Annotated in this window: 21 protein-coding genes, 1 tRNA gene and 1 riboswitch; of the genes, 12 read left to right on the forward strand and 10 right to left on the reverse strand. The window is 73.9% G+C overall.

The genetic code is table 11. The annotated features are described in order from the left end of the window. The first annotated feature begins 56 nt into the window (after positions 1–56). From ACGFX4_RS00695 to ACGFX4_RS00705, 3 genes are all read left to right on the forward strand, one after another. Positions 57–130 (forward strand) — tRNA-Met (locus tag ACGFX4_RS00695). Between the two features lie 334 nt (positions 131–464). After that, a complete protein-coding gene (locus ACGFX4_RS00700) occupies positions 465–2,393 on the forward strand; it encodes a sel1 repeat family protein (protein WP_393069023.1) in 1,929 nt (642 codons plus the stop codon). A 94-nt stretch (positions 2,394–2,487) separates the two neighbouring features. Next, complete coding sequence (locus tag ACGFX4_RS00705; RefSeq protein ID WP_393069025.1) at positions 2,488–3,204, forward strand: alpha/beta fold hydrolase; 717 nt, start codon at positions 2,488–2,490, stop codon at positions 3,202–3,204. Positions 3,205–3,231: 27 nt separating this feature from the next. On the opposite strand, the gene ACGFX4_RS00710 is transcribed toward ACGFX4_RS00705, so the two are convergent. Continuing rightward, entirely contained in the window at positions 3,232–3,654 is a 423-nt protein-coding gene (locus tag ACGFX4_RS00710; protein ID WP_393069027.1) for a Fur family transcriptional regulator, read from the reverse strand. Positions 3,655–3,759: 105 nt separating this feature from the next. Between ACGFX4_RS00710 and ACGFX4_RS00715 the strand changes: the two genes are divergently transcribed. Then, entirely contained in the window at positions 3,760–5,238 is a 1,479-nt protein-coding gene (locus tag ACGFX4_RS00715; protein WP_393069028.1) for a catalase, read from the forward strand. 54 nt (positions 5,239–5,292) lie between these two features. On the opposite strand, the gene ACGFX4_RS00720 is transcribed toward ACGFX4_RS00715, so the two are convergent. The 7 genes from ACGFX4_RS00720 to ACGFX4_RS00750 all read right to left on the reverse strand — a co-directional run bounded on the left by ACGFX4_RS00720 (position 5,293) and on the right by ACGFX4_RS00750 (position 12,075). Next, positions 5,293–5,640: a DUF742 domain-containing protein gene (locus ACGFX4_RS00720; protein WP_345698893.1), complete on the reverse strand. Its 348-nt coding sequence runs from the start codon at positions 5,638–5,640 to the stop codon at positions 5,293–5,295. Then, entirely contained in the window at positions 5,637–7,505 is a 1,869-nt protein-coding gene (locus ACGFX4_RS00725; RefSeq protein ID WP_393069030.1) for a nitrate- and nitrite sensing domain-containing protein, read from the reverse strand. Before ACGFX4_RS00725 ends, ACGFX4_RS00720 begins: the two co-directional genes overlap by 4 nt. A gap of 198 nt (positions 7,506–7,703) precedes the next feature. Next, positions 7,704–8,501, reverse strand: coding sequence for a histidinol-phosphatase (gene hisN / locus ACGFX4_RS00730; protein WP_393069032.1), 798 nt, complete (start codon positions 8,499–8,501; stop codon positions 7,704–7,706). An 18-nt stretch (positions 8,502–8,519) separates the two neighbouring features. Next, positions 8,520–8,843: a DMT family transporter gene (locus ACGFX4_RS00735; RefSeq protein ID WP_393069034.1), complete on the reverse strand. Its 324-nt coding sequence runs from the start codon at positions 8,841–8,843 to the stop codon at positions 8,520–8,522. Positions 8,844–8,922: 79 nt separating this feature from the next. Further along, positions 8,923–9,978: a ribosome small subunit-dependent GTPase A gene (gene rsgA / locus ACGFX4_RS00740; protein ID WP_393069035.1), complete on the reverse strand. Its 1,056-nt coding sequence runs from the start codon at positions 9,976–9,978 to the stop codon at positions 8,923–8,925. Between the two features lie 15 nt (positions 9,979–9,993). After that, positions 9,994–11,313, reverse strand: coding sequence for a 3-phosphoshikimate 1-carboxyvinyltransferase (gene aroA, locus ACGFX4_RS00745; RefSeq protein ID WP_393069037.1), 1,320 nt, complete (start codon positions 11,311–11,313; stop codon positions 9,994–9,996). Between the two features lie 54 nt (positions 11,314–11,367). Beyond that, positions 11,368–12,075 carry a M50 family metallopeptidase gene (locus ACGFX4_RS00750; RefSeq protein ID WP_393069039.1) on the reverse strand — a complete coding sequence of 236 codons (708 nt, stop codon included), beginning with the start codon at positions 12,073–12,075 and terminating at the stop codon, positions 11,368–11,370. A gap of 136 nt (positions 12,076–12,211) precedes the next feature. Here ACGFX4_RS00750 and ACGFX4_RS00755 point away from each other — a divergent pair, with 136 nt between their 5' ends. From ACGFX4_RS00755 to def, 8 genes are all read left to right on the forward strand, one after another. Beyond that, positions 12,212–12,961: an SOS response-associated peptidase gene (locus ACGFX4_RS00755; protein ID WP_393069041.1), complete on the forward strand. Its 750-nt coding sequence runs from the start codon at positions 12,212–12,214 to the stop codon at positions 12,959–12,961. Positions 12,962–13,010: 49 nt separating this feature from the next. Next, a complete protein-coding gene (locus tag ACGFX4_RS00760; protein ID WP_393069324.1) occupies positions 13,011–13,634 on the forward strand; it encodes an alpha/beta family hydrolase in 624 nt (207 codons plus the stop codon). 282 nt (positions 13,635–13,916) lie between these two features. Then, positions 13,917–14,630, forward strand: coding sequence for a sigma-70 family RNA polymerase sigma factor (locus tag ACGFX4_RS00765; RefSeq protein WP_345698902.1), 714 nt, complete (start codon positions 13,917–13,919; stop codon positions 14,628–14,630). Continuing rightward, complete coding sequence (gene rsrA / locus ACGFX4_RS00770) at positions 14,627–14,980, forward strand: mycothiol system anti-sigma-R factor (protein WP_345698903.1); 354 nt, start codon at positions 14,627–14,629, stop codon at positions 14,978–14,980. Before ACGFX4_RS00765 ends, rsrA begins: the two co-directional genes overlap by 4 nt. 275 nt (positions 14,981–15,255) lie before the next feature. Further along, positions 15,256–16,641, forward strand: a complete 1,386-nt coding sequence (locus tag ACGFX4_RS00775; protein WP_393069043.1) for an HD-GYP domain-containing protein — start codon at positions 15,256–15,258, stop codon at positions 16,639–16,641. Then, a complete protein-coding gene (locus ACGFX4_RS00780) occupies positions 16,638–18,014 on the forward strand; it encodes an HD-GYP domain-containing protein (protein ID WP_393069045.1) in 1,377 nt (458 codons plus the stop codon). The genes ACGFX4_RS00775 and ACGFX4_RS00780 overlap by 4 nt, the downstream gene beginning before the upstream one ends. A gap of 93 nt (positions 18,015–18,107) precedes the next feature. After that, positions 18,108–19,094: a tetratricopeptide repeat protein gene (locus ACGFX4_RS00785; RefSeq protein ID WP_393069047.1), complete on the forward strand. Its 987-nt coding sequence runs from the start codon at positions 18,108–18,110 to the stop codon at positions 19,092–19,094. Between the two features lie 59 nt (positions 19,095–19,153). After that, positions 19,154–19,780 carry a peptide deformylase gene (gene def / locus ACGFX4_RS00790; RefSeq protein ID WP_393069049.1) on the forward strand — a complete coding sequence of 209 codons (627 nt, stop codon included), beginning with the start codon at positions 19,154–19,156 and terminating at the stop codon, positions 19,778–19,780. 61 nt (positions 19,781–19,841) lie between these two features. On the opposite strand, the gene ACGFX4_RS00795 is transcribed toward def, so the two are convergent. Together ACGFX4_RS00795 and ACGFX4_RS00800 are read right to left on the reverse strand one after the other, a co-directional pair. Beyond that, positions 19,842–20,858 carry a ribonucleotide-diphosphate reductase subunit beta gene (locus ACGFX4_RS00795; RefSeq protein ID WP_393069051.1) on the reverse strand — a complete coding sequence of 339 codons (1,017 nt, stop codon included), beginning with the start codon at positions 20,856–20,858 and terminating at the stop codon, positions 19,842–19,844. After that, positions 20,858–23,272: a ribonucleoside-diphosphate reductase subunit alpha gene (locus tag ACGFX4_RS00800; protein WP_393069053.1), complete on the reverse strand. Its 2,415-nt coding sequence runs from the start codon at positions 23,270–23,272 to the stop codon at positions 20,858–20,860. The genes ACGFX4_RS00795 and ACGFX4_RS00800 overlap by 1 nt, the downstream gene beginning before the upstream one ends. A gap of 161 nt (positions 23,273–23,433) precedes the next feature. Then, positions 23,434–23,577, reverse strand: a riboswitch (cobalamin riboswitch). Positions 23,578–23,611: the final 34 nt, after the last annotated feature.

Below are 23,611 nucleotides of genomic sequence, written 5' to 3' on the forward strand. Positions count from 1 at the left end.
GCTGCGACAACCGATTGTTGGTTCACCCCGCGACCGTGCTATGGTTTAACCACCGACGCGGGGTGGAGCAGCTCGGTAGCTCGCTGGGCTCATAACCCAGAGGTCGCAGGTTCAAATCCTGTCCCCGCTACTCAGTAGCACGAAGGCCCGGAGGCTCGCCTCCGGGCCTTCGGCATGTCCGCTGCCGTGTCCGGCGCCAATTGTGGGGGAGAAGTGGTGATCGACTCCGGTACTATGCGTGGCCGGGGTTTGTGGGGCTCAAGTGTCGGGAAATCGACAAAGCGCTGAAGCAATCTCGCCGGGCTTCGGCCCCGCTCCGCCCAATTCGGTCGGAGCCGGTGTACGCGGGTTGCGGGTGATGCGACGATGGACCACATGGGGGACGGGGCAAGGCCGTTGACCGGCCGTCGGCTCCGTGGCGCCCCCGGCCAAAGGCTCGGCACTCGGGGGGAGCGGGAGTCGGCATGAAGCTTATCGGCAGGAACGGGACGGGAGAAGAGCTGCCGGGTCGCGCACACACGGACGTCGACACCGAGTCCTGGGCCCAGAGCCCCGACGACCCGAACCGCACGCTGCCCGGGCAGCGCACCTCGGCCGGCTACGGCCCGGAGAGCCTGGTCCACCTGACGGCCCGGCAGGTGGCCGACACCGCCGCGCCGCACCGCGCCGCCCTGGTCGTCGACGAGCCCGAGCAGGCCGCCAGCTTCGAGACCGTGCTCGCCGCCCGCGAGCAGGCCGCCCTGGAGGCCCGCCATCGCACCGCCGCCGACGACGGCGACCCGAACGCCGCGAGCCAGCTCGGCGCGCTGCTGCTGCGCCGCGGCGACCTCGCCGACGCCGAACCGTACCTGCGCCGGGCCGCCGCCGCCGGGCTGCGCGCCGCCGCCAACAACCTCGGGGTGCTGCTGCACCAGCAGGGCCACCGGGCCGAGGCCGCCCAGTGGTGGCGGCAGGCCGCCGTGGCCGGCTCCGCGCCGGCCGCCCACGCGCTCGGCCTGCAGTTGCGCGACCAGGGCGAGGAGGAGGCCGCCGAGTACTGGCTGCACTTCGCCGCCGAGCACGGCCACCCGCTGGGCGCGTACGCGCTCGGCGACCTGATGGAGCACCGGCGGGACGTCCGCGCCGAGCGCTGGTTCAAGCTCGCCGCCGACTCCGGCCACCGCGAGGCCGCGTACCGGCTCGCCCGGATGCGCGAGGCCGCCGGCGACAAGGAGACCGCCGAGACCTGGTACCGCACCGCCGCCGCGCGCAGCCACGCCCGCGCCGCGCTGCGGCTCGGCGTGCTGCTCGAGGAGCGGGCCGCCGAGGAGCCCGGCTGCCTCGACGAGGCCGCCCGCTGGTACCGGCAGTCCGCGCAGAACGGCGAGCCGCGGGCCGCCTGCGCCCTCGGCTTCCTGCTGCGCGACGCAGGGGATGCCGCCGCCGCTGCCGACTGGTGGCAGGAGGCCGCCGAGGCCGGGGACGGCACCGCCGCCAACGCGCTCGGCGCGCTGCACGCCGGCCGGGGCGAGGCCGCCGAGGCCGAGCGCTGGTACCGCATGGCGCTGGACGCCGGCGACCACAACGGCGCCTTCAACCTGGGCCTGCTGTGCGCGGGCGCCGGGCGCGACACCCAGGCCGAGCAGTGGTACCGCAAGGCCGCCTACGCCGGGCACCGCGAGGCCTGCAACGCGCTCGCCGTGCTGCTGCTGCAGCGCGGCGACGAGTCCGGGGCCGAGCCGTGGTTCTCCAAGGCGGCGGAGGCCGGCAGCGTCGACGGCGCCTTCAACCTGGGCGTGCTGCACGCCGGGCGCGGCGAGCACCGGCACGCCCAGGAGTGGTACGCGCGGGCGGCCGCCGAGGGGCACGGCGAGGCGGCGCTGCAGCTGGCCGTCGCCCAGGAGCAGCGCGGCAACCTGACGGGCGCCCTGGAGCGCTACCGGCAGGCGGCCGGCGGCGGCTCCGCGGAGGGCGCGTTCCGGCTCGCCTCGATGCTCGACCGCCGCGGCGACGCCGACGCGGAGGCCGAGCACTGGTACGCGGTCGCCGCCGACGCCGGGCACCGCCGGGCGCAGGTCCGGATGGGCGTCCGGGCGGCCGAGCGCGGGGCGCTCCAGATCGCCGAGAGCTGGTACCGGCGGGCCGCCGAGGCGGGCAGCCGCAGCGCCGCGTTCAACCTCGGGCTGCTGCTGGCCCGGCAGGACGCCGAGGCGGAGGCGATGCTCTGGTACACCAGGGCCGCCGACGCCGGGCACGGGCGGGCCGCGCTGCGGCTCGCGCTGCTCGCGCTGCGCCGCGGCGAGCCGGTGCAGGCGGAGAACTGGTGCAAGCGGGCCGCCGAGTACGGGCCGGCCGAGGTGGCGGAGCGGGCGGCGCGGCTGCTCGGTGCGCTGCACTCGGAGCTGAGCGCGTAGCGCCCGCCCCCGCGAGGGCTGGAATCTCCCCCTGGGGGAGGTCGTACCTTCTCGATCGGCCGCAGGGCGCGGCCGGCCGAGAGGGGTGTGTGTCATGACGACGTTCGTTCTGGTGCCCGGGCTGTTCATGGGCGGCTGGGCGTGGGAGGCGGTGGCCGCCGAGCTGGAGGCCGCGGGGCACCGGGCGGTGGCGGTGACGCTGCCGGCGGAGCCGACGGCCGGGCTGGCGGACCACGTGGACGCGGTGGCGGCGGTGCTCGCCGCCGAGGGGCCGGGGACGGTGCTGGTGGCGCACAGCTACGGGGCGTTCCCGTCCGTCGGCGCGGTGGACCGGCGGCCGGAGCTGGTGTCGCGGGTGGTCTTCGTGGACTCCGGCTACCCGGAGTCGGGCGAGTCGCTGGTGCTGTCGATGCCGCAGGTGGACCTGCTGTCGGGCGTGACGGGGGACGTCGTCCCGGTGCCGAAGGAGATCCCGGCGGTGCACGCCGTGCCGGAGGCGGAGCACGAGCGCTGGAAGCGGCTGGCCACCCCGCAGCCGGTGCGGACGGTCACCGACCCGATCGAGCTGACCGGGGCGTGGCTGCGGGTGCCGACCACCGGGGTGTTCTGCCTGGCGAGCGGGCTGAGCATCGAGTTCGCCCGGTCGCTGCACGCGACCGGCATGCCGCGGTTCGCCAAGCTGGCGGAGCCGGGGGTGACCTTCTTCGAGCTGCCGACCGGTCACTACCCGATGCTGTCCGCGCCGAAGGAGCTGGCGGACGTGCTGGAGCGCGCCGCGGCCGGCGGCGGCGCCGGCCTCCACCAGGCCTGAACAGGCCCTACCGGGCCTGAACAGTGCCTACCGGGCCTGGCCCGAGCAGTCCGGGCACAGGCCGCGGTAGGTGATCTCGGCGCTGGAGATGACAAACCCGAAGCGCTCGGCGGCCGGGAGGGCGGAGAGCGGGTCACCCTGGGGGTGGACGTCGCGGATGGCCCCGCAGCCGGAGCAGACCAGGTGCTGGTGGGCGTGGTGGGCGTTCGGGTCGTAGCGCTTGGCCCGGCCGTCGGTGGAGACCTCCAGGATCTCGCCGAGGGTGACCAGCTCGCCCAGCGTGTTGTAGACGGTCGCCCGGCTGATCTCGGGGAGCCGCTCCACCGCGCGGGCGTGCACCTCGTCCGCCGTGAGGTGGACATGATCACCGTCGAGTACCTCGGCGACCACCCGGCGCTGCGAAGTCAGGCGCCAGCCCCGTCCGCGAAGTCGTTCCAACAGGTCGCTCATGAGCACAGACTAAGCGACGATCCGAACTTGGTTCCAGTGTTGACTTAGACAAAGTCCAAGTTAGGATCGAGTCGTTCCGACCGGACAATGCGGAGGCAATACCCGATGACCACCCAGGACGAGCTGCGTCCCACCCTCACCACGGAGTCCGGCGCTCCCGTGGCGGACAACCAGAACACCGAGACCGCCGGCGTCGGCGGCCCGGCGCTGATCCAGGACCAGCTGCTGTTCGAGAAGCTCGCGCACTTCAACCGCGAGCGGATCCCGGAGCGCGTCGTGCACGCCCGCGGCGCCGGCGCGTACGGCACCTTCACGGTGACCGCGGACGTCACGGCGTACACCCGGGCGAAGTTCCTGTCCGAGGTCGGCAAGCAGACCGAGACGTTCCTGCGCTTCTCCACGGTGGCGGGCAACCTCGGCGCGGCGGACGCGGTGCGCGACCCGCGCGGCTGGGCGCTGAAGTTCTACACCGAGGAGGGCAACTACGACCTCGTCGGCAACAACACCCCGGTGTTCTTCATCAAGGACGCCATCAAGTTCCCGGACTTCATCCACACCCAGAAGCGCGACCCGTACACCGGCTCGCAGGAGGCGGACAACGTCTGGGACTTCTGGGGCCTGTCGCCCGAGTCGACCCACCAGGTGACCTGGCTGTTCGGCGACCGCGGCATCCCGGCGTCCTACCGCCACCTCAACGGCTACGGCTCGCACACCTTCCAGTGGGAGAACGAGGCCGGCGAGTACTTCTGGGTGAAGTACCACTTCAAGACCGACCAGGGCATCAAGAACCTCACCCAGGACGAGGCCAACCGGCTGGCCGGCGAGGACCCGGACAGCCACCAGCGCGACCTGCGCGAGTCGATCGAGCGCGGCGACTTCCCGACCTGGACCGTGCAGGTCCAGATCATGCCGGCGGCGGACGCGGCGACCTACCGCTTCAACCCGTTCGACCTGACCAAGGTCTGGCCGCACGAGGACTACCCGCCGATCGAGATCGGCAGGCTGGAGCTCAACCGCAACCCCGACAACATCTTCGCCGAGGTCGAGCAGTCGATCTTCTCCCCGGGCCACTTCGTGCCCGGCATCGGCCCGTCCCCGGACAAGATGCTGCAGGGCCGCCTGTTCGCCTACGCGGACGCCCACCGCTACCGCGTCGGCATCAACGCCGACCACCTGCCGGTCAACCGCCCGCACGCCACCGAGGCGCGCACCAACAGCCGCGACGGCCACCTCTACGACGGCCGCCACGGCCGCCGGAAGAACTACGAGCCCAACACCTTCGGCGGCCCGGTGCAGACCGGCCGTCCGCTCTGGGCCGCCGTCCCGGTCAACGGCCTGACCGGCAACCACGTCGCGCCCTCGCACGCCGAGGACGACGACTTCGTGCAGGCCGGCAACCTCTACCGGCTGATGGCCGAGGACGAGAAGCAGCGCCTGATCGCGGGCCTCGGCGGCTTCATCGCCAAGGTCTCCGCCGACCGCGACGACATCGTCGAGCGGGCGATCGAGAACTTCCGCAAGGCGGACGCCGACTACGGCCGCCGCCTGGAGGAGACGGTGCGCGAGCTGCGCAAGCAGAAGTAACGCCCACGACTGCGGGCCCCGGGATGCGTGGTGCTCCCCGGGGCCCGCGACCATTCACAGCCGCAGCAGCCCGTCCCTGATCCGCTCCAGCAGCGCCACGGACGGGTCGCCCGCGAGCTGCTCGTGGACCGTCACGTACCGCTCCGCCGCCAGGTCGGCCACCAGCACCCTGGCCACCCCGAGCGGCACCGGCAGCAGCGCCGCCAGCTCCGCCACCGAGCGCGGGTACTGGCACAGCTCGACGATCCGGTGGCGCTCGAAGCCGAGCGGCGCCGAGAGCGCGGCGGGCGCCGCCGACACCAGCGTCTCGATCCGCAGCTCCTCGCGGACCGGCCGGGTCCGCCCCGCCGTCACCACGAACGGGCGGACCACCTCGCCCTGCTCGAAGCCGGACCCGCTCACGCCGGCACCTCCGCCCGGGCCAGCAGGCCCTCCGGCAGCAGCACGCTCGCCGTCACCCCGTTCACCGGCGAGGGCGTCAGCCGGACCCGCGCCCCCAGCCGGGCCGCCAGCCGGCCCGCCACGTAGTGGCCCAGCAGCCCGTCCCGGCCGACCAGGAAGCTCTCCCGGCCGCTCAACCGGGCGTTGGCCAGCTCCAGCTCGCCGTCCGCCATGCCGCGGCCCCGGTCCACCACCGCCACCAGGTAGCCGCCGGAGCCGCGCCGGGCCCAGACCTCCACGTCGGTGTCCGGCGGCGAGGCGGCCAGCGCGTTCTCGATCAGCTCGGCCAGCAGGTGGGCGACCTCGGCGACCGCCCCGCCGTCCAGCCGGGCCTCGTCCACCTGACGCAGCACCACCCGCCGGTAGTCCTCCACCTCGCCGAGCGCCGAGCGGATCACGTCGCCCATCCCGACCGGCAGCTCCCAGCGGCGCGGGCTCACCTCGCCGACCAGCACCAGCAGCGACTCGGCGTTGCGCCGCATCCGGGTGGCCAGGTGGTCCAGCTCGAACAGGTTGGCCAGCACCCCCGGGTCGTGCTCGCCGCGCTCCAGCGCCGACAGGAAGCCGAGTTGACGGGTGACCAGCGTCTGGTTGCGGCGGCCCAGGTTGGCCAGCGACTCGGCGGTGTTGCGGCGCAGCGCCGACTGCTCGACCGCGAGGCGCACCGCGGTCGCCGAGACCCGGTCCAGCGCGGCGCCGAGCGCCACCAGCTCCGCGGGCCCGCCGACGGCGGTCGGCGCGGTCGGCCCGGCCGCCCCGCCCTCCTGGGCCCGCGCCACCGCGGCCGGCAGGACCGACTCGGCCAGCTCCTCGGCCCCGGCGACCAGCGCCGCCACCGGGCGGGTGACCGACCGGGTGGCCAGCCGGCCGAGCGCCGCCGTCCCGGCGACCGCCGCCAGCGCCAGGCCGACGTCCAGCAGCAGCCCGCGCAGCGCCGCCGAGCGCAGCGCCGCGGCCCGGGCCCGGGCCTCCGCGGCGGCCTCCGACTCCACCCGGTGCAGGTCGTCCACCAGGGTGGACGCCGCCTGCCACCAGTCCGCCGCGCGGACCGGCAGCCGCTCGGCGGCGAAGCCGTTCAGGGCCTGCTGTTCCATGCCCGCGACCGCGGTGGCGGCCGGGGTGCGCAGCGCCGCGTCCAGCGAGCCGGTCCGGGCCGCGGTCGCGGTGCGCGGCACCCGGTCCAGCGCGGCGCCCTTCACCGCGGTGATCCGCACGAACGCGGGGTAGTCGCCGCCCCGGAAGGCGCCCGCCGCCAGCACGCCGTTGAGCGTGCCGCGCTCCAGGGCCGCGGCCTCGGTGGCGTCCGCCAGCGAGCGCAGCGTGGCGAGCGCGGCCGCCAGCTGCGGGTCGGCGCCGCCGGTGGTGTCGGTGAAGGCGGCCGCGGTCAGGCCGGTGACCGCGTCGGTGAAGAAGGCGAGCGCCTCGGTGCGGGTGGCCGTCCCGGTGTCCGCGCGGCCGCGCAGGGCGGCCAGCCCGGTCAGCGGCGCCAGCGCACGGCGCACCTGCTCGGCGCCCGGCGGGTCGCCGGCGAGGAGCCGGTCCAGGGCCTGCCGGGCCTGGTCGGCCGCCGCCCGCCGGGCGCCGAGCTGCGCCCGGAAGCCCTCCTCGCCGCCGAGCAGGCCGGCCGTCAGCCCGCGCTCGCGCTGGAGTTCGCGGACCAGGTCCTCGGTACCGGCCACCACGGCCACCCGGTCACCGGTCCGGCCGGCCTCGGCGTACCGGCCGGCCTGCGCGGCGGTACCCGTCGCGGCCAGCACCACCAGGGCGCCGGTGGGCAGGGCGAGCAGCAGCGCCAGCCGGTGGCGGATCGTGCGGAGCGTACGCACAGGGGAGCCCCCCAAGCAGCAGCCCGGCGGGGTGGCGCACGGGGGAACGGGGGCCGGCCGCGGTGCCGGCCCTTGGCCCGACCGAGCCTAGGGGCCGCCGGTTGCACCGGGGTTGCGCCCGGCTCAGCGCCGCCGGAACGCCGAAGCGGGCCGCCGGAAACCCCGGAGACCCGCGTCCGAAACCCCGCTGTCGATCCGTCAGACCGACAGGCGGTGCAGCGCCTCCGCGTGCAGCAGGCCGTTGGAGGCGACCGCGTCGGCGCCGTTCGGGCCGTCGAAGCCGTCCAGGCCGGTGAACCGGCCGCCGGCCTCCTGCACCACGATGCACGGCGCCGCCATGTCCCACAGGCTCAGCTCCGGCTCGGCGGCGATGTCCACCGCGCCCTCGGCGACCATCATGTACGACCAGAAATCGCCGTACGCGCGGGTCCGCCAGCAGGCCCGGGTCAGGTCCAGGAACGGGTCGAGGCGGCCGCGCTCCTCCCAGCCGGACAGCGAGGAGTAGGAGAGCGAGGCGTCCTCGATCCGGGACACCTTGGAGACGCCGATCCGGCTCGCCTTCGCCAGGCTGCGGCCGGCGAACGCGCCCAGGTTCTTGGCCGCCCACCAGCGGCGGTTCAGCGCGGGGGCGGAGACTATGCCGACCACCGGCTGCAGCTCGCCGTCCGGCTGCTCCTCCAGCAGCGCGATCAGCGTCGCCCAGACCGGGACACCGCGTACGTAGTTCTTCGTCCCGTCGATCGGGTCGATCACCCAGCGGCGCGGGCCGGTGCCCTGCAGGCCGTACTCCTCGCCCATCACCGCGTCGCGCGGGCGGGCCCGCTGCAGCACGCTGCGCACCAGCTCCTCGGCGGCCTTGTCGGCGTCGCTGACCGGCGTCAGGTCGGGCTTGGTCTCGACCTTCAGGTCCAGGGCCTTGAAGCGCTCCATGGTGATCGAGTCGGCCGAGTCGGCGAGGACGTGGGCGAGTCGGAGATCGTCGTGGTAGTCGGCCATGCCCGAACCCTAGCGGACTCAGTGGCCGCTGCCGCTGAGCTGGAGACCGATCACGCCGGCGATCACCAGGGTGATCGAGACCAGCTTCAGGGTGCTCGTCGACTCCCCCAGGAAGACCATGCCGTAGACGGCGGTGCCGGCCGCCCCGATGCCGGTCCAGACCGCGTAGGCGCTTCCCACCGGGAGTGTCTTCAGCGACAGGGTGAGCAGGCCGAAGCTGCCGAGGGCGAAGACGCAGAAGCTGATGGTGGGCCAGAGCTTGGTGAAACCGTCGCTCAGCTTGAGATTGACCGCGAAGCCCGTCTCCAGCAGACCGGCGAGGATCACCATGGCCCATGCCATCGGGTTGTCTCCCTGTCGGAGGGGAATCGGCTGACCTTCCTATGATCGCCAGCCGATCCGGATCCGACACCTCGACACGTCAGTCGCCCTCGTGGGCTTCCTTGGTCGACAGCAGGCGGCGCAGCGAGTACAAGCGGGCCTGGTCGGCGTGGCCGTCGGCGACCCAGGCGTCCAGCGCGCAGTCCTGCTCGTCGTGGCTGCAGGCGCGCGGGCACTCGACGGTGCCGGGCTCCAGGTCGGGGAAGGCCAGGATCACCCGGGACGGGTCGATGTGGGAGAGGCCGAAGGAGCGGAAGCCCGGGGTGTCGATCACCCAGCCCGGGTCCAGCGCCTTCTTCGAGCCGGGCTTGGCGCCGGGCGGCGGGGGCAGCCGCAGCGCCAGCGCGGAGACGGTGGTGTGCCGGCCGCGCCCGGTGACCGCGTTGACGTGCCCGGTGGACCGCCGGCGCTCCGGCACCAGCGCGTTGACCAGGGTGGTCTTGCCGACACCGGAGTGCCCGATGAAGACCGTGGTCCGCCCGCGCAGGTGCTCGCGCACCGCCTCGGCGCCGGCCGTCTCCAGCTCGTCCTGGCGGGTCACCACGTAGCGGATGCCGAGCGTCGCGTACGACTCCAGCAACTGCTCCGGCGAGGCCAGGTCGGACTTGGTGAGGACGAGCAGCGGCTCCATCCCGGCGTCGTACGCGGCGACCAGGCAGCGGTCGATCAGCCGCGGCCGCGGCTCCGGGTTGGCCAGCGCGGTGACGATGGCCATCTGCTCGGCGTTGGCGACGACGATCCGCTCGTACGGGTCGTCGTCGTCGGCGGTGCGGCGCAGCACCGAGCTGCGCTCGGAGACCCGGACGATCCGGGCGAGGGTGTCCGGCTCGCCGGAGAGGTCGCCGACCACACCGACGGTGTCGCCGACCACCACGCCCTTGCGGCCCAGCTCGCGGGACTTCATGGCGACGACCTGCCGCTCCTGCTTGGTGCCGCCGTCGACCAGGCAGGTCAGCCGTCCCCGGTCCACGGTGAGGATCATCGCGTCCGCGGCGTCCTCGTGCTTGGGCCGGATCCGGGTGCGGGGGCGGGAGCCCTTGCGACCCGGGCGGTTGCGGATGTCGTCCTCGTCGGCGTCCTTGCCGTAGCGGCGCATGCTCGTCGTCCCCCGTCAGCCCTGGCCGAGGAGGTCGGCCCACATCTGCGGGAAGTCGGGCAGGGTCTTGGCCGTGGTGGCCACGTTCTCGACCTGGACGCCCTCCACCGCGAGGCCGATCACCGCGGCGGCGGTGGCCAGCCGGTGGTCCTCGTAGGTGTGGAAGACACCGCCGTGCAGCGGGCGCGGCCGGATCCGCAGGCCGTCCTCGGTCTCGGTGACGTCGCCGCCCAGGTCGTTGATCTCCTTGGCGAGCGCGGCGAGCCGGTCGGTCTCGTGCAGGCGCAGGTGCGAGATGCCGTACAGGTGCGACTCGGAGTCGGCCAGCGCGGCGACCGCGGCGATCACCGGGGTGAGCTCGCCGACGTCGTGCAGGTCGACCTCGATGCCGTGCACCTTGCCGGTGCCGGTGAACTCCAGGCCCTCGTCGGAGAAGCGGCACGAGCCGCCCATCGCGGTGTAGATCTTGCGCAGCTGGTCGCCCGGCTGGTAGGTGTGCTTCGGCCAGTCCCGGACGGTCACCCGGCCGCCGGTGATCAGCGCGGCGGCGAAGAACGGCGCGGCGTTGGACAGGTCCGGCTCGACCACCAGGTCGCGGCCGAGCAGTGCGCCCGGGGTGACCCGCCAGATGTCCTTCTCGCCGCCGTCCTCGGGGGCGTCCACCTGGCCGCCGGCCTTGCGGATCATGTCGACGGTCATCCGGATGTGCGGCAGCGAGGGGACCGTCCCGCCGATGTTGCGGATCTCCACGCCGTTGTTGAAGCGGGCGCCGGAGAGCAGCAGGGCGGAGATGAACTGCGAGGAGGAGGAGGCGTCCACGTCGACCGGGCCGCCGTCCAGCGCGCCGGTGCCGTGCACGGTCAGCGGGAAGCCGCCGCGGCCGCCGTCGTCGATCCGGGCACCGAGGGCGCGCAGCGCGTTGATCACGCCGTGCTGGGGGCGCTCGTACGAGCGCGGGTCGCCGTCGAAGTGGACCGCGCCGTCCGCGAGCGCCGCGACCGGCGGCAGGAAGCGCATCACCGTGCCGGCGTTGCCCACGTCCACCTGGGCCGGGCCGTGCAGCTGGGCGGCCGGGATGACCCGCCACGCCTCGCCGCCGCCGGTGCCGCCGCTGGCCGCGTTGACCGTCTCCTCGACGGTCACCCCGAGCGCCCGCAGGCCGTCCGCCATCAGCTGCGAGTCGCGGCTGCGCAGCGGCCGGCGCACCCAGCCCGGGCCGTCCGCCAGGGCGGCCAGCACCAGCGCGCGGTTGGTCGCCGACTTGGAGCCGGGGATGGTCACGGTCGCGTCCACGGCGGCGGTGGCGACGGGAGCGGGCCACAGGGTCTCGGTCATGCGCCAAGTCTATGGGCGCGGCGGGAGGGCGGGGCGTTCCCCGACCCGGGCCTGTCAGGTGCCGGAGACCAGCCAGGTGGCGCCCGCCAGCAGGCAGGCGAGGGAGAGCACCAGGAAGAGCGTCACCCAGAGGATCGCGCCCACCCCGGTCAGCCGGGCCAGCTGGTCCGCGTCCGAGTCGCGCGCCCCGCCGTGGCGCCGCTTCGCCTGCAGCTCCACCACCGGCCGCACCCCGGCGAGCAGCAGGAACCAGACGCCCAGGTACGCGAACGCCGCCTGCAGCTCGGTCGAGCCGTACCAGGAGATGGCGAGGAACGCCCCGCCGGTGGCCAGCACCGAGACCACGCCGAAGGCGTTGCGGATCATCAGCAGCATGCCGGCGAGCAGTGCGATCGAGATCCACAGCAGCGCGGTGATGTGCCCGGAGGCGAGCAGCGCGGCGCCGCCGAGGCCGAGCAGGGACGGCGCGGTGTAGCCGGCCGCGGCGGTCAGCACCATGCCCGGGCCGGTCGGCGGACCGGAGGAGAGGGTCAGGCCGGAGGTGTCCGAGTGCAGCCGGATGCCGGACAGCCGGCGGCGGGTGAGCACCGCGACCAGGCCGTGGCCGCCCTCGTGCGCGATGGTCACCACGTTGCGGCTCAGCCGCCAGAGCGGGCGGACGGCCACCGCGAGCAGGGCGATCCCGGCCGCGCCCAGGACCAGCCAGCGCGGCGGATCCGGCTGGACGTCCACCAGCCGGTGCCAGATCTCGGAGATGTCCACGGGTTCCCGCCTTCCGCCGCTCGGAGCCGCTGCCGAACGGGCAGCCTCCCATGAGGGGACGGCCCGGCGGTAGCAGTGGGTTGCTCCGATGAGAAGACGACCTGACGGAAGGCGCTCGCGTGGCAAGCTGGCCGCCATGTGCGGACGCTTCGCCTCCACCACCGTGCCCGAGGACCTGGTCGAGATCTTCGGCGTCCAGCAGTGGGACCCGACCGAGACCCTGGCCCCCAGCTGGAACGTCGCGCCGACCGACGCGGCGTTCGTGGTCCTCGACCGGGCGCCCAGGGGGGAGCGGGAGCCGGTCCGGCAGCTGCGGGTGCTGCGGTGGGGCCTGGTGCCGTCCTGGTCGAGGTCGGCCGAGACCGCGGTGAAGATGATCAACGCGCGGGCCGACACCGTGCACGAGAAGCCCTCCTACCGGCAGGCCTTCGCCTCGCGGCGCTGCCTGCTGCCGATCGACGGCTACTACGAGTGGCAGACCACGGGCACCGAGGGGAAGCGGGGCCCGCGGCAGCCCTACTTCGTCAGCCGGGTCGACGGGGCGCCGCTCGCGCTCGCCGGGCTGTACGAGTTCTGGCGCGACCGGTCGGTGCCCGCCGACCACCCGGACGCCTGGCTGGTCACCTGCACCGTGGTCACCACCGAGGCGGAGCCGCTGCTCGCCCCGATCCACGAGCGGATGCCGCTCTTCCTGGACGCCGATGCGTTCGACGCCTGGCTGGACCCCTCGCTGAACGACCCCGACGAGGTGCGGCGCCTGCTGGTGCCGCCGGGTCCGGGCGCCCTGCGGGTCCACGAGGTCGGGCCGGCGGTCGGCAACATCCGCAACAACTCGCCGGACCTGGTGCGCGAGCTGACGGACGAGGACCGGACGACACTGTTCTGATCGGCGGACGTCCCCGGGGCGGCGTCCGTAGGCTCGGAATGTGCAGCTGATGGTGGAGACCCCGGTCGGGGATGCGCGGTTGACGTGGTTCGAGGCGGCGCGGGCGAAGGCACTGGTGGTGCTGGGGCACGGCGCCGGCGGCGGGGTGGAGGCGGCGGACCTGCAGGCCCTGGCGCAGGTGCTGCCGGGCCGGGGGATCACCGTGGTGCTCGCCGAGCAGCCGTGGCGGGTGGCGGGCAAGCGGCTCGCGCCGGCGCCGAGGACGCTGGACGCCGGCTGGCTGCCGGTGATGGAGCGGGTGCGGCAGGCGGGGCCGCCGGTGTTCGCGGGCGGCCGGAGCGCCGGGGCGCGGGTGGCGTGCCGGACCGGCCGGGAGACCGGGGCGGCGGGCGTGGTGGCGCTGGCGTTCCCGCTGCATCCGCCGGGCAAGCCGGAGAAGAGCCGGGCCGAGGAACTGCTGTCCACCGGACTGCCCACGCTGGTGGTGCAGGGCGGGGCGGACACCTTCGGCGGGCCGGGGGAGTTCCCGGTCCTTCCGGGGGACCACCGGATGGTGGAGGTGCCGTACGGCTCGCACGGGTTCAAGGTCCCCAAGCGGGCCCCGGTGGACGAGGCGGCGACGCTGGCGCTGATCACCGGGGCGGTCGGCGACTGGATCCTGGGGACGACCTGACGGATCGCGGCGCGCCGGGAATGTACCGGGCTCCGTCGGGGTTGACTCGTACCGTCAGCAATGGTGTCCGGGTGAAAGGCAGCGTCCATGGGTTCGATCGCGTGCCCCGAGCGGCCGGAGGAGCGTGCGGCACATCAGTCGCTCGTGCCCGACTGGTCGGAATGGCTTGTCGCGGGCGAGAAGCCGGTGGCCCCGATATCCTCGCTCTCGGGTCGGCCCGCGGTGGGTCGTGCCCGCGATGCCGAGGAGGTGGGTCCGGTCGTCGGGACCGAGGACGAGGCCGTGTCGGGCGCGGGAGACTCCGAGGAGGGTCTGCCGGTGGGCGAGGCGCTCTCCGGTGACGAGCTGGCCGAGGCGATCGGTGAGGACACCTTCCGGGTGTCCGCGGACGAGAGCGAGGAGAGCCGGCGGGAGCGCTTCGAGCGCGACGCGCTGGGCTACCTCGATCCGATGTACTCGGCCGCGCTGCGGATGACCCGCAACCCGGCCGACGCGGAGGACCTGCTCCAGGAGGCGTTCGCCAAGGCGTACGCGTCCTTCCACCAGTTCCGTGAGGGCACCAACCTCAAGGCGTGGCTGTACCGCATCCTCACCAACACGTTCATCAACTCGTACCGCAAGAAGCAGCGGGAGCCCCAGCGCACCGCGGCGGAGGAGATCGAGGACTGGCAGCTGGCCCGGGCCGAGTCGCACATGTCGACCGGTCTGCGCTCGGCGGAGGCCCAGGCGCTCGACCACCTGCCGGACAGCGACGTGAAGGACGCCCTGCAGGCGATCCCGGAGGAATTCCGGATCGCGGTCTATCTCGCGGATGTCGAGGGCTTTGCGTACAAGGAGATCGCGGACATCATGGGTACACCCATCGGTACGGTGATGTCGCGACTGCACCGGGGTCGCCGCCAGTTGCGCGGCATGCTGGAGGACTACGCCCGTGAGCGCGGGCTCGTTCCGGCGGGCAGCGGTGCAGGGCAGGAAGCGAAGGGCGCGCGCTCATGAGCTGCGGCGATCCGCACGAGACCGAGTGTGGCGAGGTGCTCGACCACCTCTACGAATTCCTCGACAACGAGATGGCCGAGGGCGACTGCGCCAAGCTGCGCGTGCACTTCGAGGAGTGCTCGCCCTGCCTGGAGAAGTACGGCCTGGAGCAGGCGATCAAAGCGTTGATCAAGCGTTCCTGCGGCTGTGACGACACTCCGGTGGACCTGCGGACCAAGGTGCTGGCCCGGATCGACTCGATCCGCGCCAAGCAGCGGTCCGGCGAGGGTGTCGAGGTGGTGGAGTCCACCGAGATCACCGTGACGGTCGAGGGTTCGGCCGGGCACGGCGCCGCGGTCGCGGCGGAATAGCGGAGCGGACGACGCGAAGGCCCCGGGGCGCACAGCCCCGGGGCCTTCGCGCACCGGTACGCCCGCGGATGCTCCGCCGTCACCCGTTCGAGTGAGCTGTCGCTGCTCCGACCGTGGCAATCCGCGATCGTGCGGCCCAGCCCCCGGACCGGGCCCTATCCTCCTGACGGGCCCTCACACCCGGGAGGGCCGGGAAGCGGGGCGGGGAGGCCGACATCGCCAGCGAACGCGAGGGCGCGGCCCTGTCCGGACCGGCGATCGGATACGTCGCCGCGGTGCTGCTCGCCGTGCCGGCCTGCCTGCTGTGGCCGGTCTCCGACGGGCAGGTCGACTGGCCCCGGGTCGCGCTGCTGGCGCTGCTGCACGGCTGCCTGGAGTCGCTCGCCCAGGGCGCGCCCACGCCGTGCGCCCGGCTCTGGTACCGGCTGCGCGGGCGGACCGTGCCCGAGGCGCCGGCGGAGGGCGGGCCGCGCGGCGGCAGTTTCTTCCCGGTGCTGTTCGCGGCGGTGCTGATGCTGCCGCCGGCCGCGGCCGCGCTGGTCGCCGTGCCCGGCGCGCTGCTCGGGCCGACCACCGCCCCGCGCACCCTGCGCCGGGTGTGGAACGCGGCCCAGCTCGCACTCGCCGCGTTCGCCGCGGCGGCGGTGTTCCGCGTGCTCGGCGGGGAGCGGCTGCTGGCCGGTTCGCGCTTCCCCGGGGCGGCGCTCGGCGCGCTGGCCGCGGTGCTGGTGTTCTGCCTGGTCAACGGCGTGCTGGTGGGGGCGATGCGGCGGCTGGCCGGCTGCCGCTCGGGCCCCGGGCGGGCCGGCCGGCGGCTGGCCGGGTCGGTGCCGCCGGCCCTGCTGCACGGCGCCGGCGGGCTGATGATCGCGGTGCTCTGGCAGGGCACGTACGGGGCGTTCGCCGCGGTGCTGGGGCTGCTGCCGCTGTCCATCTCGGCGTGGGTCTCGGCGCAGGGCGACCGGGAGCAGGCCGCGCACCGGGCGACCGTCCGGGCGCTGGTGCAGGCGGTGGAGATCAAGGACGCGTACACCCGCGGCCACAGCGAACGGGTCGGGCGGGCCTCGGTGCTGATCGCCCGCCAGCTCGGCATGGCGGAGGAGCGGGTCCGCACCCTGCACTTCGCCGGGACGCTGCACGACGTCGGGAAGCTGGCGGTCGCCACCGAGCTGCTGCGGCGCAACGGGCCGCTGACCGAGGTGGAGCGGCGGGCGGTGGAGGTGCACCCGGTCTTCGGGCACCGGCTGGTCCGCGAGCTGGCGTTCCTCGGCGAGGCCCGGGAGGGCATCCTGCACCACCACGAGCGGGTGGACGGCCGCGGCTACCCGCACGGGCTGGAGGGGGACGGCATCCCGGAGTTCGCCCGGATCATCTCGGTGGCGGACGCTTTCGACTCGATGACCTCGACCCGGTCCTACCGGCGGGGGCGGCCGGTCGAGGAGGCGGTGGCGGAGCTGGAGCGGTGCGCGGGCAGCCAGTTCGACCCGGTGATGGTGCGGGCGCTGGTGGTCGCGGTCGGCGAGCACGGGTGGCAGCCGGAGCCCGCGCCGCCCGGCGGATGGGACGGCGAGGTGCCGGACATCCCGCTCGGGGTGCCGGAGCCGGCCCGGCGGCTGCCCGCGCAGGGGCGGGCGGTGTCGACCGGCGGGGGGTCCCCGTGAGACGGGTCCGGCCGACCGCGGCCGGGGCGGTGCGCGGCGCGGCGGCGCTGCTGCTGTGCGCGGCCGCCGTCCACCTGGCGGCGGACGGGCTGGTCGAGCCGGAGGTGGCGCTGGCGTTCGGCGGGCTGGTGGCGCTCGGCGAGTGCGTCCGGGTCACCCTGCCCGGCGACCGCGAGCAGGCGCCGATCGGGACGGCGGCGGCGCTGGCGTACGCGCTGCTCGGGCCGCTGCGCGGGCTGCCGACCGCGCACGGGGTGCTGCAGGTGGTGGTGGTCGCGGGGGCGGGGACGCTGGTGGGCGCGACGCTGGCCGGGGCCGGCCGGCTGCTGCGGCGGCGGGCGGAACGGGCCGGCCGGGCCGGTCGGAAACGGCGGTGGGGGAGCGCCCCGGCCCCCACTGCCGGCCCGGGCGGCGGTGCCGTGCGGGCGGACGTGTCCGCCGGCGCGCAGCGGGTGCTGGTGGTGGGGTTCGCGGCGGTGGTCTTCCAGCCGCTGTACAACGGCGGGGTGCTCGACCGGCTGGTGGGGGCGGGGCCCGGGTACTGGGTGGTTCCGGCGGGCGTCGCGGCGCTCGCCGCGCTGGCCGACGCGGCGCTGGCCGCGGTGCTGGAGCGGGAGCGCACCGGCCTGCGGTTCGGCGCGGCGCTGGACGACCGGCTGCGGTCGTTGCTGTCGATCGGATCGGCGATCGTCGCGACCGGGCTGCTGCTGAGCCTGCTGGCGGGCGAGGTGGGGCTGTGGGCGCTGCCGCTGTTCTGCGTGCCGCTGCTGCTGGCGCAGACCTCGTTCCGGCGGGCGGCGGCGGTCCGGGCCACGACCGGGCAGACCATCGGGACGCTGGCGCGGGCGACCGAGGTGGCGGGCTACACCACGCCGGGGCACGCGCGCCGGGTGGCGGACACGGCGTGCGCGCTGGGGCGCGAGCTGGGCCTGGGGAGCCGGGACCTCGCCCTGCTGGAGTACGCGGCGCTGATGCACGACATCGGCCAGCTGTCGCTGGTGGAGCCGGTGCCCGGCGGGGCGACGGCGCTGCTGCCCGATCCCGAGCAGCAGCGGATCGCCCGGCTGGGCAGCGAGGTGATCCGGCGGACGGGCGTGCCGCACCAGGTGTGGCAGCAGGTCGCCCGGCTGGCGGACCCGTGCCGGCTGCCGGACGGCCGCCCGGACACCACGTTGCCGCTGGCGGCACGGATCATCCGGGTGGCGAACGCGCACGACGACCTGGTGACCGCGGCCCGGGGCCGCGGGGTGCCGGAGCCGGCCGGGGGGCTGGAGGCGCTGGAGCGGCTGCGGCTGGAACGGGGCCGCTCCTACGATCCGGCGGTGCTGGACGCGCTGGCCAGAGTGGGCAGCAGGGTCCGCGGAGCGGACTGAACGGGCGTGCGGGGAGCGCGGCCGGTGGGTGCCGTGGTTGGATGCGGTCGAGAGGGGAACACCACCCGGTGACCACGACGGCAGGGACGGAACGTGAGGATCTTCCATCGCGCACGGCACCGGCCGTCTGCCACCTGGCGGCAGACGACCGACCGGGCCTTCACGCTGATCGGCGACGGCCGGTACGAGGACGCGGGGGCGCTGCTGGTGATGGCGGCCGACCTGGAGCCGTGGCTGTCCGACTCCTGGTTCAACCTGGCCCTGCTGCACAAGTTCCGCCGGGACTGGGAGCAGGCCCGCAGCGCGGGGCTGCGCGCGGTCGCGCTGCTCGACCGCCAGCACGGCGCCCCGGACTGGTGGAACCTCGGCATCACCGCGACCGCCCTGCAGGACTGGCCGCTGGCCCGCCGGGCCTGGCAGGCGTACGGCCTGCGGCTGCCCGGCGCGGCGGTCGGCGCGGACGGCCCGATCGAGCTGGACCTGGGCACCACGCCGGTGCGGCTGTCCCCGGACGGTGAGTCCGAGGTGGTGTGGGGCCGGCGGCTGGACCCGGCCCGGATCGAGGTGCTGTCGATCCCGCTGCCGTCCTCCGGCCGCCGCTGGGGCGAGGTGGTGCTGCACGACGGCGCCCCGCACGGCGAGCGGGTCGCGGACGGGGTGGCGTACCCGGTCTTCGACGAGATCGAGCTGTGGGCGCCCTCGCCGGTGCCGACCTGGGTGGTGCTGCTGCAGGCGGCGACCGCCGGCGACCGGGACGCGCTGGAGCGGCTGGTCGCGGACGCCGGGTACGCGGCGGAGGACTGGACGTCCTCGGTGCGGCTGCTGTGCCGGGCCTGCTCGGAGAGCCGGATGGCGATCGACGACGGCCACACCGCGCACCACGACCCGCACGACGACGGCGATCCGCTGCACCCCGGGCACCTGAGCCACCTGAGCCAGGCGGGCGCCGGGATGTCCTGGCTGGTCGAGCGGGAGTGCGGGATCGCCGCGCCCGCCTCGCTGGTGCGCACCCTGCTGGACCGCTGGGTGGCGGCGTCCCCGGCCACCCGGGCGTACCGGGATCTCGAGGAAGTGTGCTGATCCGCCCCGTAGGCTGGACCGGTACACCCCGAGTGGATCGACACGGAGCGGATTGAGGCATGGCGGACGAGCACGACCACGAGCACGACCACGAGCACGACGAGACCCAGGTCCAGAAGGTGGTCGGTCAGGAGCCGGACCTCAGCAGGGGCACCGCGCGCCCGATCACCGTGGTCGGCAACCCGGTGCTGCACCGTGAGACGAAGACGGTGACCGAGTTCGACGCCGGGCTGTCCGAGCTGATCGACGACATGTTCCAGTCGATGTACGCGGCCGAGGGCGTGGGCCTGGCGGCCAACCAGATCGGCGTCGACCTGAAGGTCTTCGTCTACGACTGCCCGGACGACGAGGGCGTGCGCCACATCGGCCACGTGGTCAACCCGGTGCTGGAGGACCTGCCGGCCGGCCGCCGCACCCTGGACGACTCGCAGGAGGGCTGCCTGTCGGTGCCCACCGCCTACCAGGAGCTGGCCCGCCCCGACCACGCCGCGGTCACCGGCCAGGACAAGGACGGCAACCCGATCCGGGTCGAGGGCAGCGGCTTCTTCGCGCGCTGCCTGCAGCACGAGACCGACCACCTGTACGGCTACCTGTACATCGACCGGCTGTCCAAGCGCGACCGCAAGGACGCGCTCCGGCAGATGGCCGAGGGCACGCCCAAGTACGCGACCGTGCCGAACGACTGACGGGCCGTCGGTACGCGCAGGGCCGCCCCCGGGTCGGGGGCGGCCCTGCGTGCTGTCCGGCCTAGAAGTCGTCGTCGAAGGAGACCGAGCCCTCGACGGCGACCTGGTACGCGGAGACCCGGCGCTCGAAGAAGTTGGTCAGCTCCTGGACGTTCTGCAGCTCCATGAACCCGAAGGGGTTGCTCGAGCCGTAGCGGATCGGCAGGCCGAGGCGGGCCAGGCGCTGGTCGGCCACCGCCTGCAGGTACTCGCGCATCGACTCGGTGTTCATGCCGGGCAGGCCCTCGCCGCACAGGTCGCGGGCGAACTGGAGCTCGGCCTCGACGGCCTCCTCCAGCATCTCGGTGACCTGCTTGGCCATCTGGTCGTCGAAGAGGTCGGGCTCCTCCTCGCGGACGGTGTCCACCACCGAGAACGCGAAGTCCATGTGCATGGACTCGTCACGGAACACCCAGTTGGTGCCGGTGGCCAGGCCGTGCAGCAGGCCGCGGCTGCGGAACCAGTACACGTACGCGAAGGCGCCGTAGAAGAACAGGCCCTCGACGCAGGCCGCGAAGCAGATCAGGTTCAGGAGGAACGCGCGGCGGTCCTCCTTGGTCTGCAGCGAGTCGATGTGGTCGACCGCGTTCATGTACTTGAAGCAGAACTGCGCCTTCTGGTGGATGGAGGGGATGTTCTCCACCGCGGCGAAGGCCGCGTTGCGGTCCTCCGGGTCGGGCAGGTAGGTGTCGAGCAGCGTCAGGTAGAACTGGACGTGCACGGCCTCCTCGAACAGCTGGCGCGACAGGTACAGCCGCGCCTCCGGGGAGTTGATGTGCTTGTAGAGGCTCAGCACCACGTTGTTGGCGACGATCGAGTCACCGGTCGCGAAGAAGGCGACCAGCCGGCCGATCATGTGCCGCTCGCCCTCGCTGAGCTTGGCGAGGTCGGCGACGTCGGAGTGCAGGTCCACCTCCTCGACGGTCCAGGTGTTCTTGATCGCGTCCCGGTACCGGTCGTAGAACGACGGGTAGCGCATCGGACGGAGGGTCAGCTCGAAGCCCGGGTCGAGCAGCATCTTGCGGTTCTCGGTGCTCATTACTGGCAGGCCTCGCAGGACTCGGGGTTCTCCAGGGAGCAGGCGATGGCGTCCTGCTCCTCCTGGGAGAGGGTCGGGGTGTTCACGGGCTGCGGCGCGGCGGTGCGGGCGGCGCCGGAGGCAGCCTGGGCGATCCGGGTGGCCGGGCGCGAGCGCAGGTAGTAGGTGGTCTTCAGACCGACCTTCCACGCGTAGGCGTACATCGAGCTGAGCTTGCCGATGGTCGGCGCCGCCATGAAGAGGTTCAGCGACTGGCTCTGGTCGATGTACGGCATCCGGGCCGCGGCCAGGTCGATCAGCGCGCGCTGGGGCAGCTCCCACGCCGTGCGGTACAGCGAGCGGACCTCCTGCGGCAGCCAGTTCAGCTCCTGGACGGAGCCGTTGGCGTCGCGCAGCGCGTCCCGGGTCTGCTGGTCCCAGACGCCGAGCTCCTTGAGCTCGCGCACCAGGTACGGGTTGACCTGGAGGAACTCGCCGGACAGCGTCTCGCGCTTGAACAGGTTGGAGACCTGCGGCTCGATGCACTCGTAGACGCCGGCGATCGAGGCGATGGTCGCGGTCGGCGCGATCGCCAGCAGCAGCGAGTTGCGCAGGCCGGTGGTGGCGATCCGGGCGCGCAGCGCGTCCCAGCGACCGGCCCACTGCGGGGCGGCGGTCGGGAAGTGGTCGATGTGCAGCTCGCCGCGGGCGGCGCGGGTCTCGCCGTACGCCTCGTGGCGGCCGAACTGCTCGGCCAGGTCCGCGGAGCGCTCGTAGGCGGTGAGCATGATGCGCTCGGAGATCAGCGTGGAGAGGGTCTTCGCCTCGGCGGAGTCGAAGTCGATCCGCAGCTGGAAGAAGACGTCCTGCAGGCCCATCACGCCCAGGCCCACCGGGCGCCAGCGGGAGTTGGAGGTGCCGGCCTCGGTGGTCGGGTAGAAGTTGATGTCGATGACCCGGTCGAGGAAGGTCACCGCGGTGCGCACGGTGGCGTCCAGGCGGTCCCAGTCCATCGCGTTCACCAGGTCGGCGGCGGTGGCGCCGGCGGCGACGTGGGCACCGAGGTTGACCGAGCCGAGGTTGCAGACCGCGGTCTCGGAGTCGTCGGTGACCTCCAGGATCTCGGTGCACAGGTTGGAGGAGTGCACCGTGCGGCCCGGCAGCGCGGTCTGGTTGGCGGCCCGGTTGGAGGCGTCCTTGAAGGTCATCCAGCCGTTGCCGGTCTGCGCCAGGGTGCGCATCATCCGGGCGTACAGGGTCTGCGCCGGGATGGTGCGGACGGCCTTGCCGGCCTGCTCGGCCTTGCGGTACGCCTCGTCGAAGTCGGCGCCCCACAGGTCGACCAGCTCGGGGACGTCGGCGGGGGAGAACAGCGACCACTCCTGGTCGGCGTTGACCCGGCGCATGAACTCGTCCGGGATCCAGTGCGCCAGGTTGAGGTTGTGGGTCCGGCGGGCCTCCTCGCCGGTGTTGTCGCGCAGCTCCAGGAACTCCTCGATGTCCGCGTGCCAGGTCTCCAGGTAGACACAGGCCGCGCCCTTGCGGCGGCCGCCCTGGTTGACGGCGGCGACCGAGGCGTCCAGGGTGCGCAGGAACGGCACGATGCCGTTGGACTGGCCGTTGGTGCCGCGGATCAGCGAACCGCGCGAGCGGATCCGGGAGTAGGACAGGCCGATGCCGCCGGCGTGCTTGGACAGCCGGGCGATCTGCGCGTAGCGGTTGTAGATCGAGTCCAGGTTGTCCAGCGGCGAGTCCAGCAGGTAGCAGGAGGACATCTGCGGGTGCTTGGTGCCGGAGTTGAACAGCGTCGGGGAGCTGGTCAGGTACTCCAGGCGGCTCATCAGGGTGTAGAGCTCGGCCACCTCGGCGACCGACTGCTCGGTGTCGCCGACCGCCAGGCCCGCCGCCACGCGGAGCAGGAAGTGCTGCGGGGTCTCGACCACCTTGCGGGTGATCGGGTGGCGCAGCAGGTACCGGGACTGCACGGTGCGCAGGCCGAAGTACTCGAAGCGGTCGTCGCCCTGCAGGTCGACGAGCGCGTCGAAGACGTCCGCGTGCTTCGCGACGAAGGCCGCGGTGACGTCGCCGATCAGGCCCTCGGCGTGGCCGACGGCGATCGAGGCGGCGAAGGAGACGGCACCCTGGGAGACCGCCTCGTCCTGGATCTCCAGGGCGAGCAGGCGGGCCGCGAGCTTCGAGTACTGGGGGTCCTCGGCGATCATCGACGCGGCGGCCTCCACGGCCAGCCCGCGCAGCTCGGCGAAGTCCGAACCGGCGTGGCGGCCGCGCAGCGCGGCGGCGGCGACGTGGCCGGGGTCCACCTGGGGGAGGTCGGTGCTGCGGTCGGTGAGCAGCCGAAGCAGCGCCGCACCGGGGTCGGTGAAGGCGTCGGCGGATCCCTGGGCGGGCAGGGTGACTGAGGCAGCGACGGTCAAGGCGCACTCTCTCCTGTGGCGGCAGCGGACGGTACGAGCCCGGACGCGCGCACAGGCAGGGGAGGAGAGCGCGCCGAAACGCTTCAAGCGCGCGAAGATCCACCCCCGGCCCGCCCACGAGGCCCGGACGGCACAGCTGTGCACCGAGGCGTCTGCGGGGAAGCCGTGTGCACACCGTCGGCAGGTCCTCGGACTGTGCGGGCCGGGGTACGCCGAGCCCGCTCACCGTTGCGGGGCAGTCCCGGACTCGCACCGGGTTCCCCTGCGTTCGACAGCGAGAGTGAGCATACATGTAGTGGCGTGCGGAGCTGGAAGCCCCAGATGTAGTGGCGGCGTGTC

It is taken from the genome of Kitasatospora sp. NPDC048365 (genome assembly GCF_043200835.1).
Taxonomy (GTDB): domain Bacteria; phylum Actinomycetota; class Actinomycetes; order Streptomycetales; family Streptomycetaceae; genus Kitasatospora; species Kitasatospora terrestris.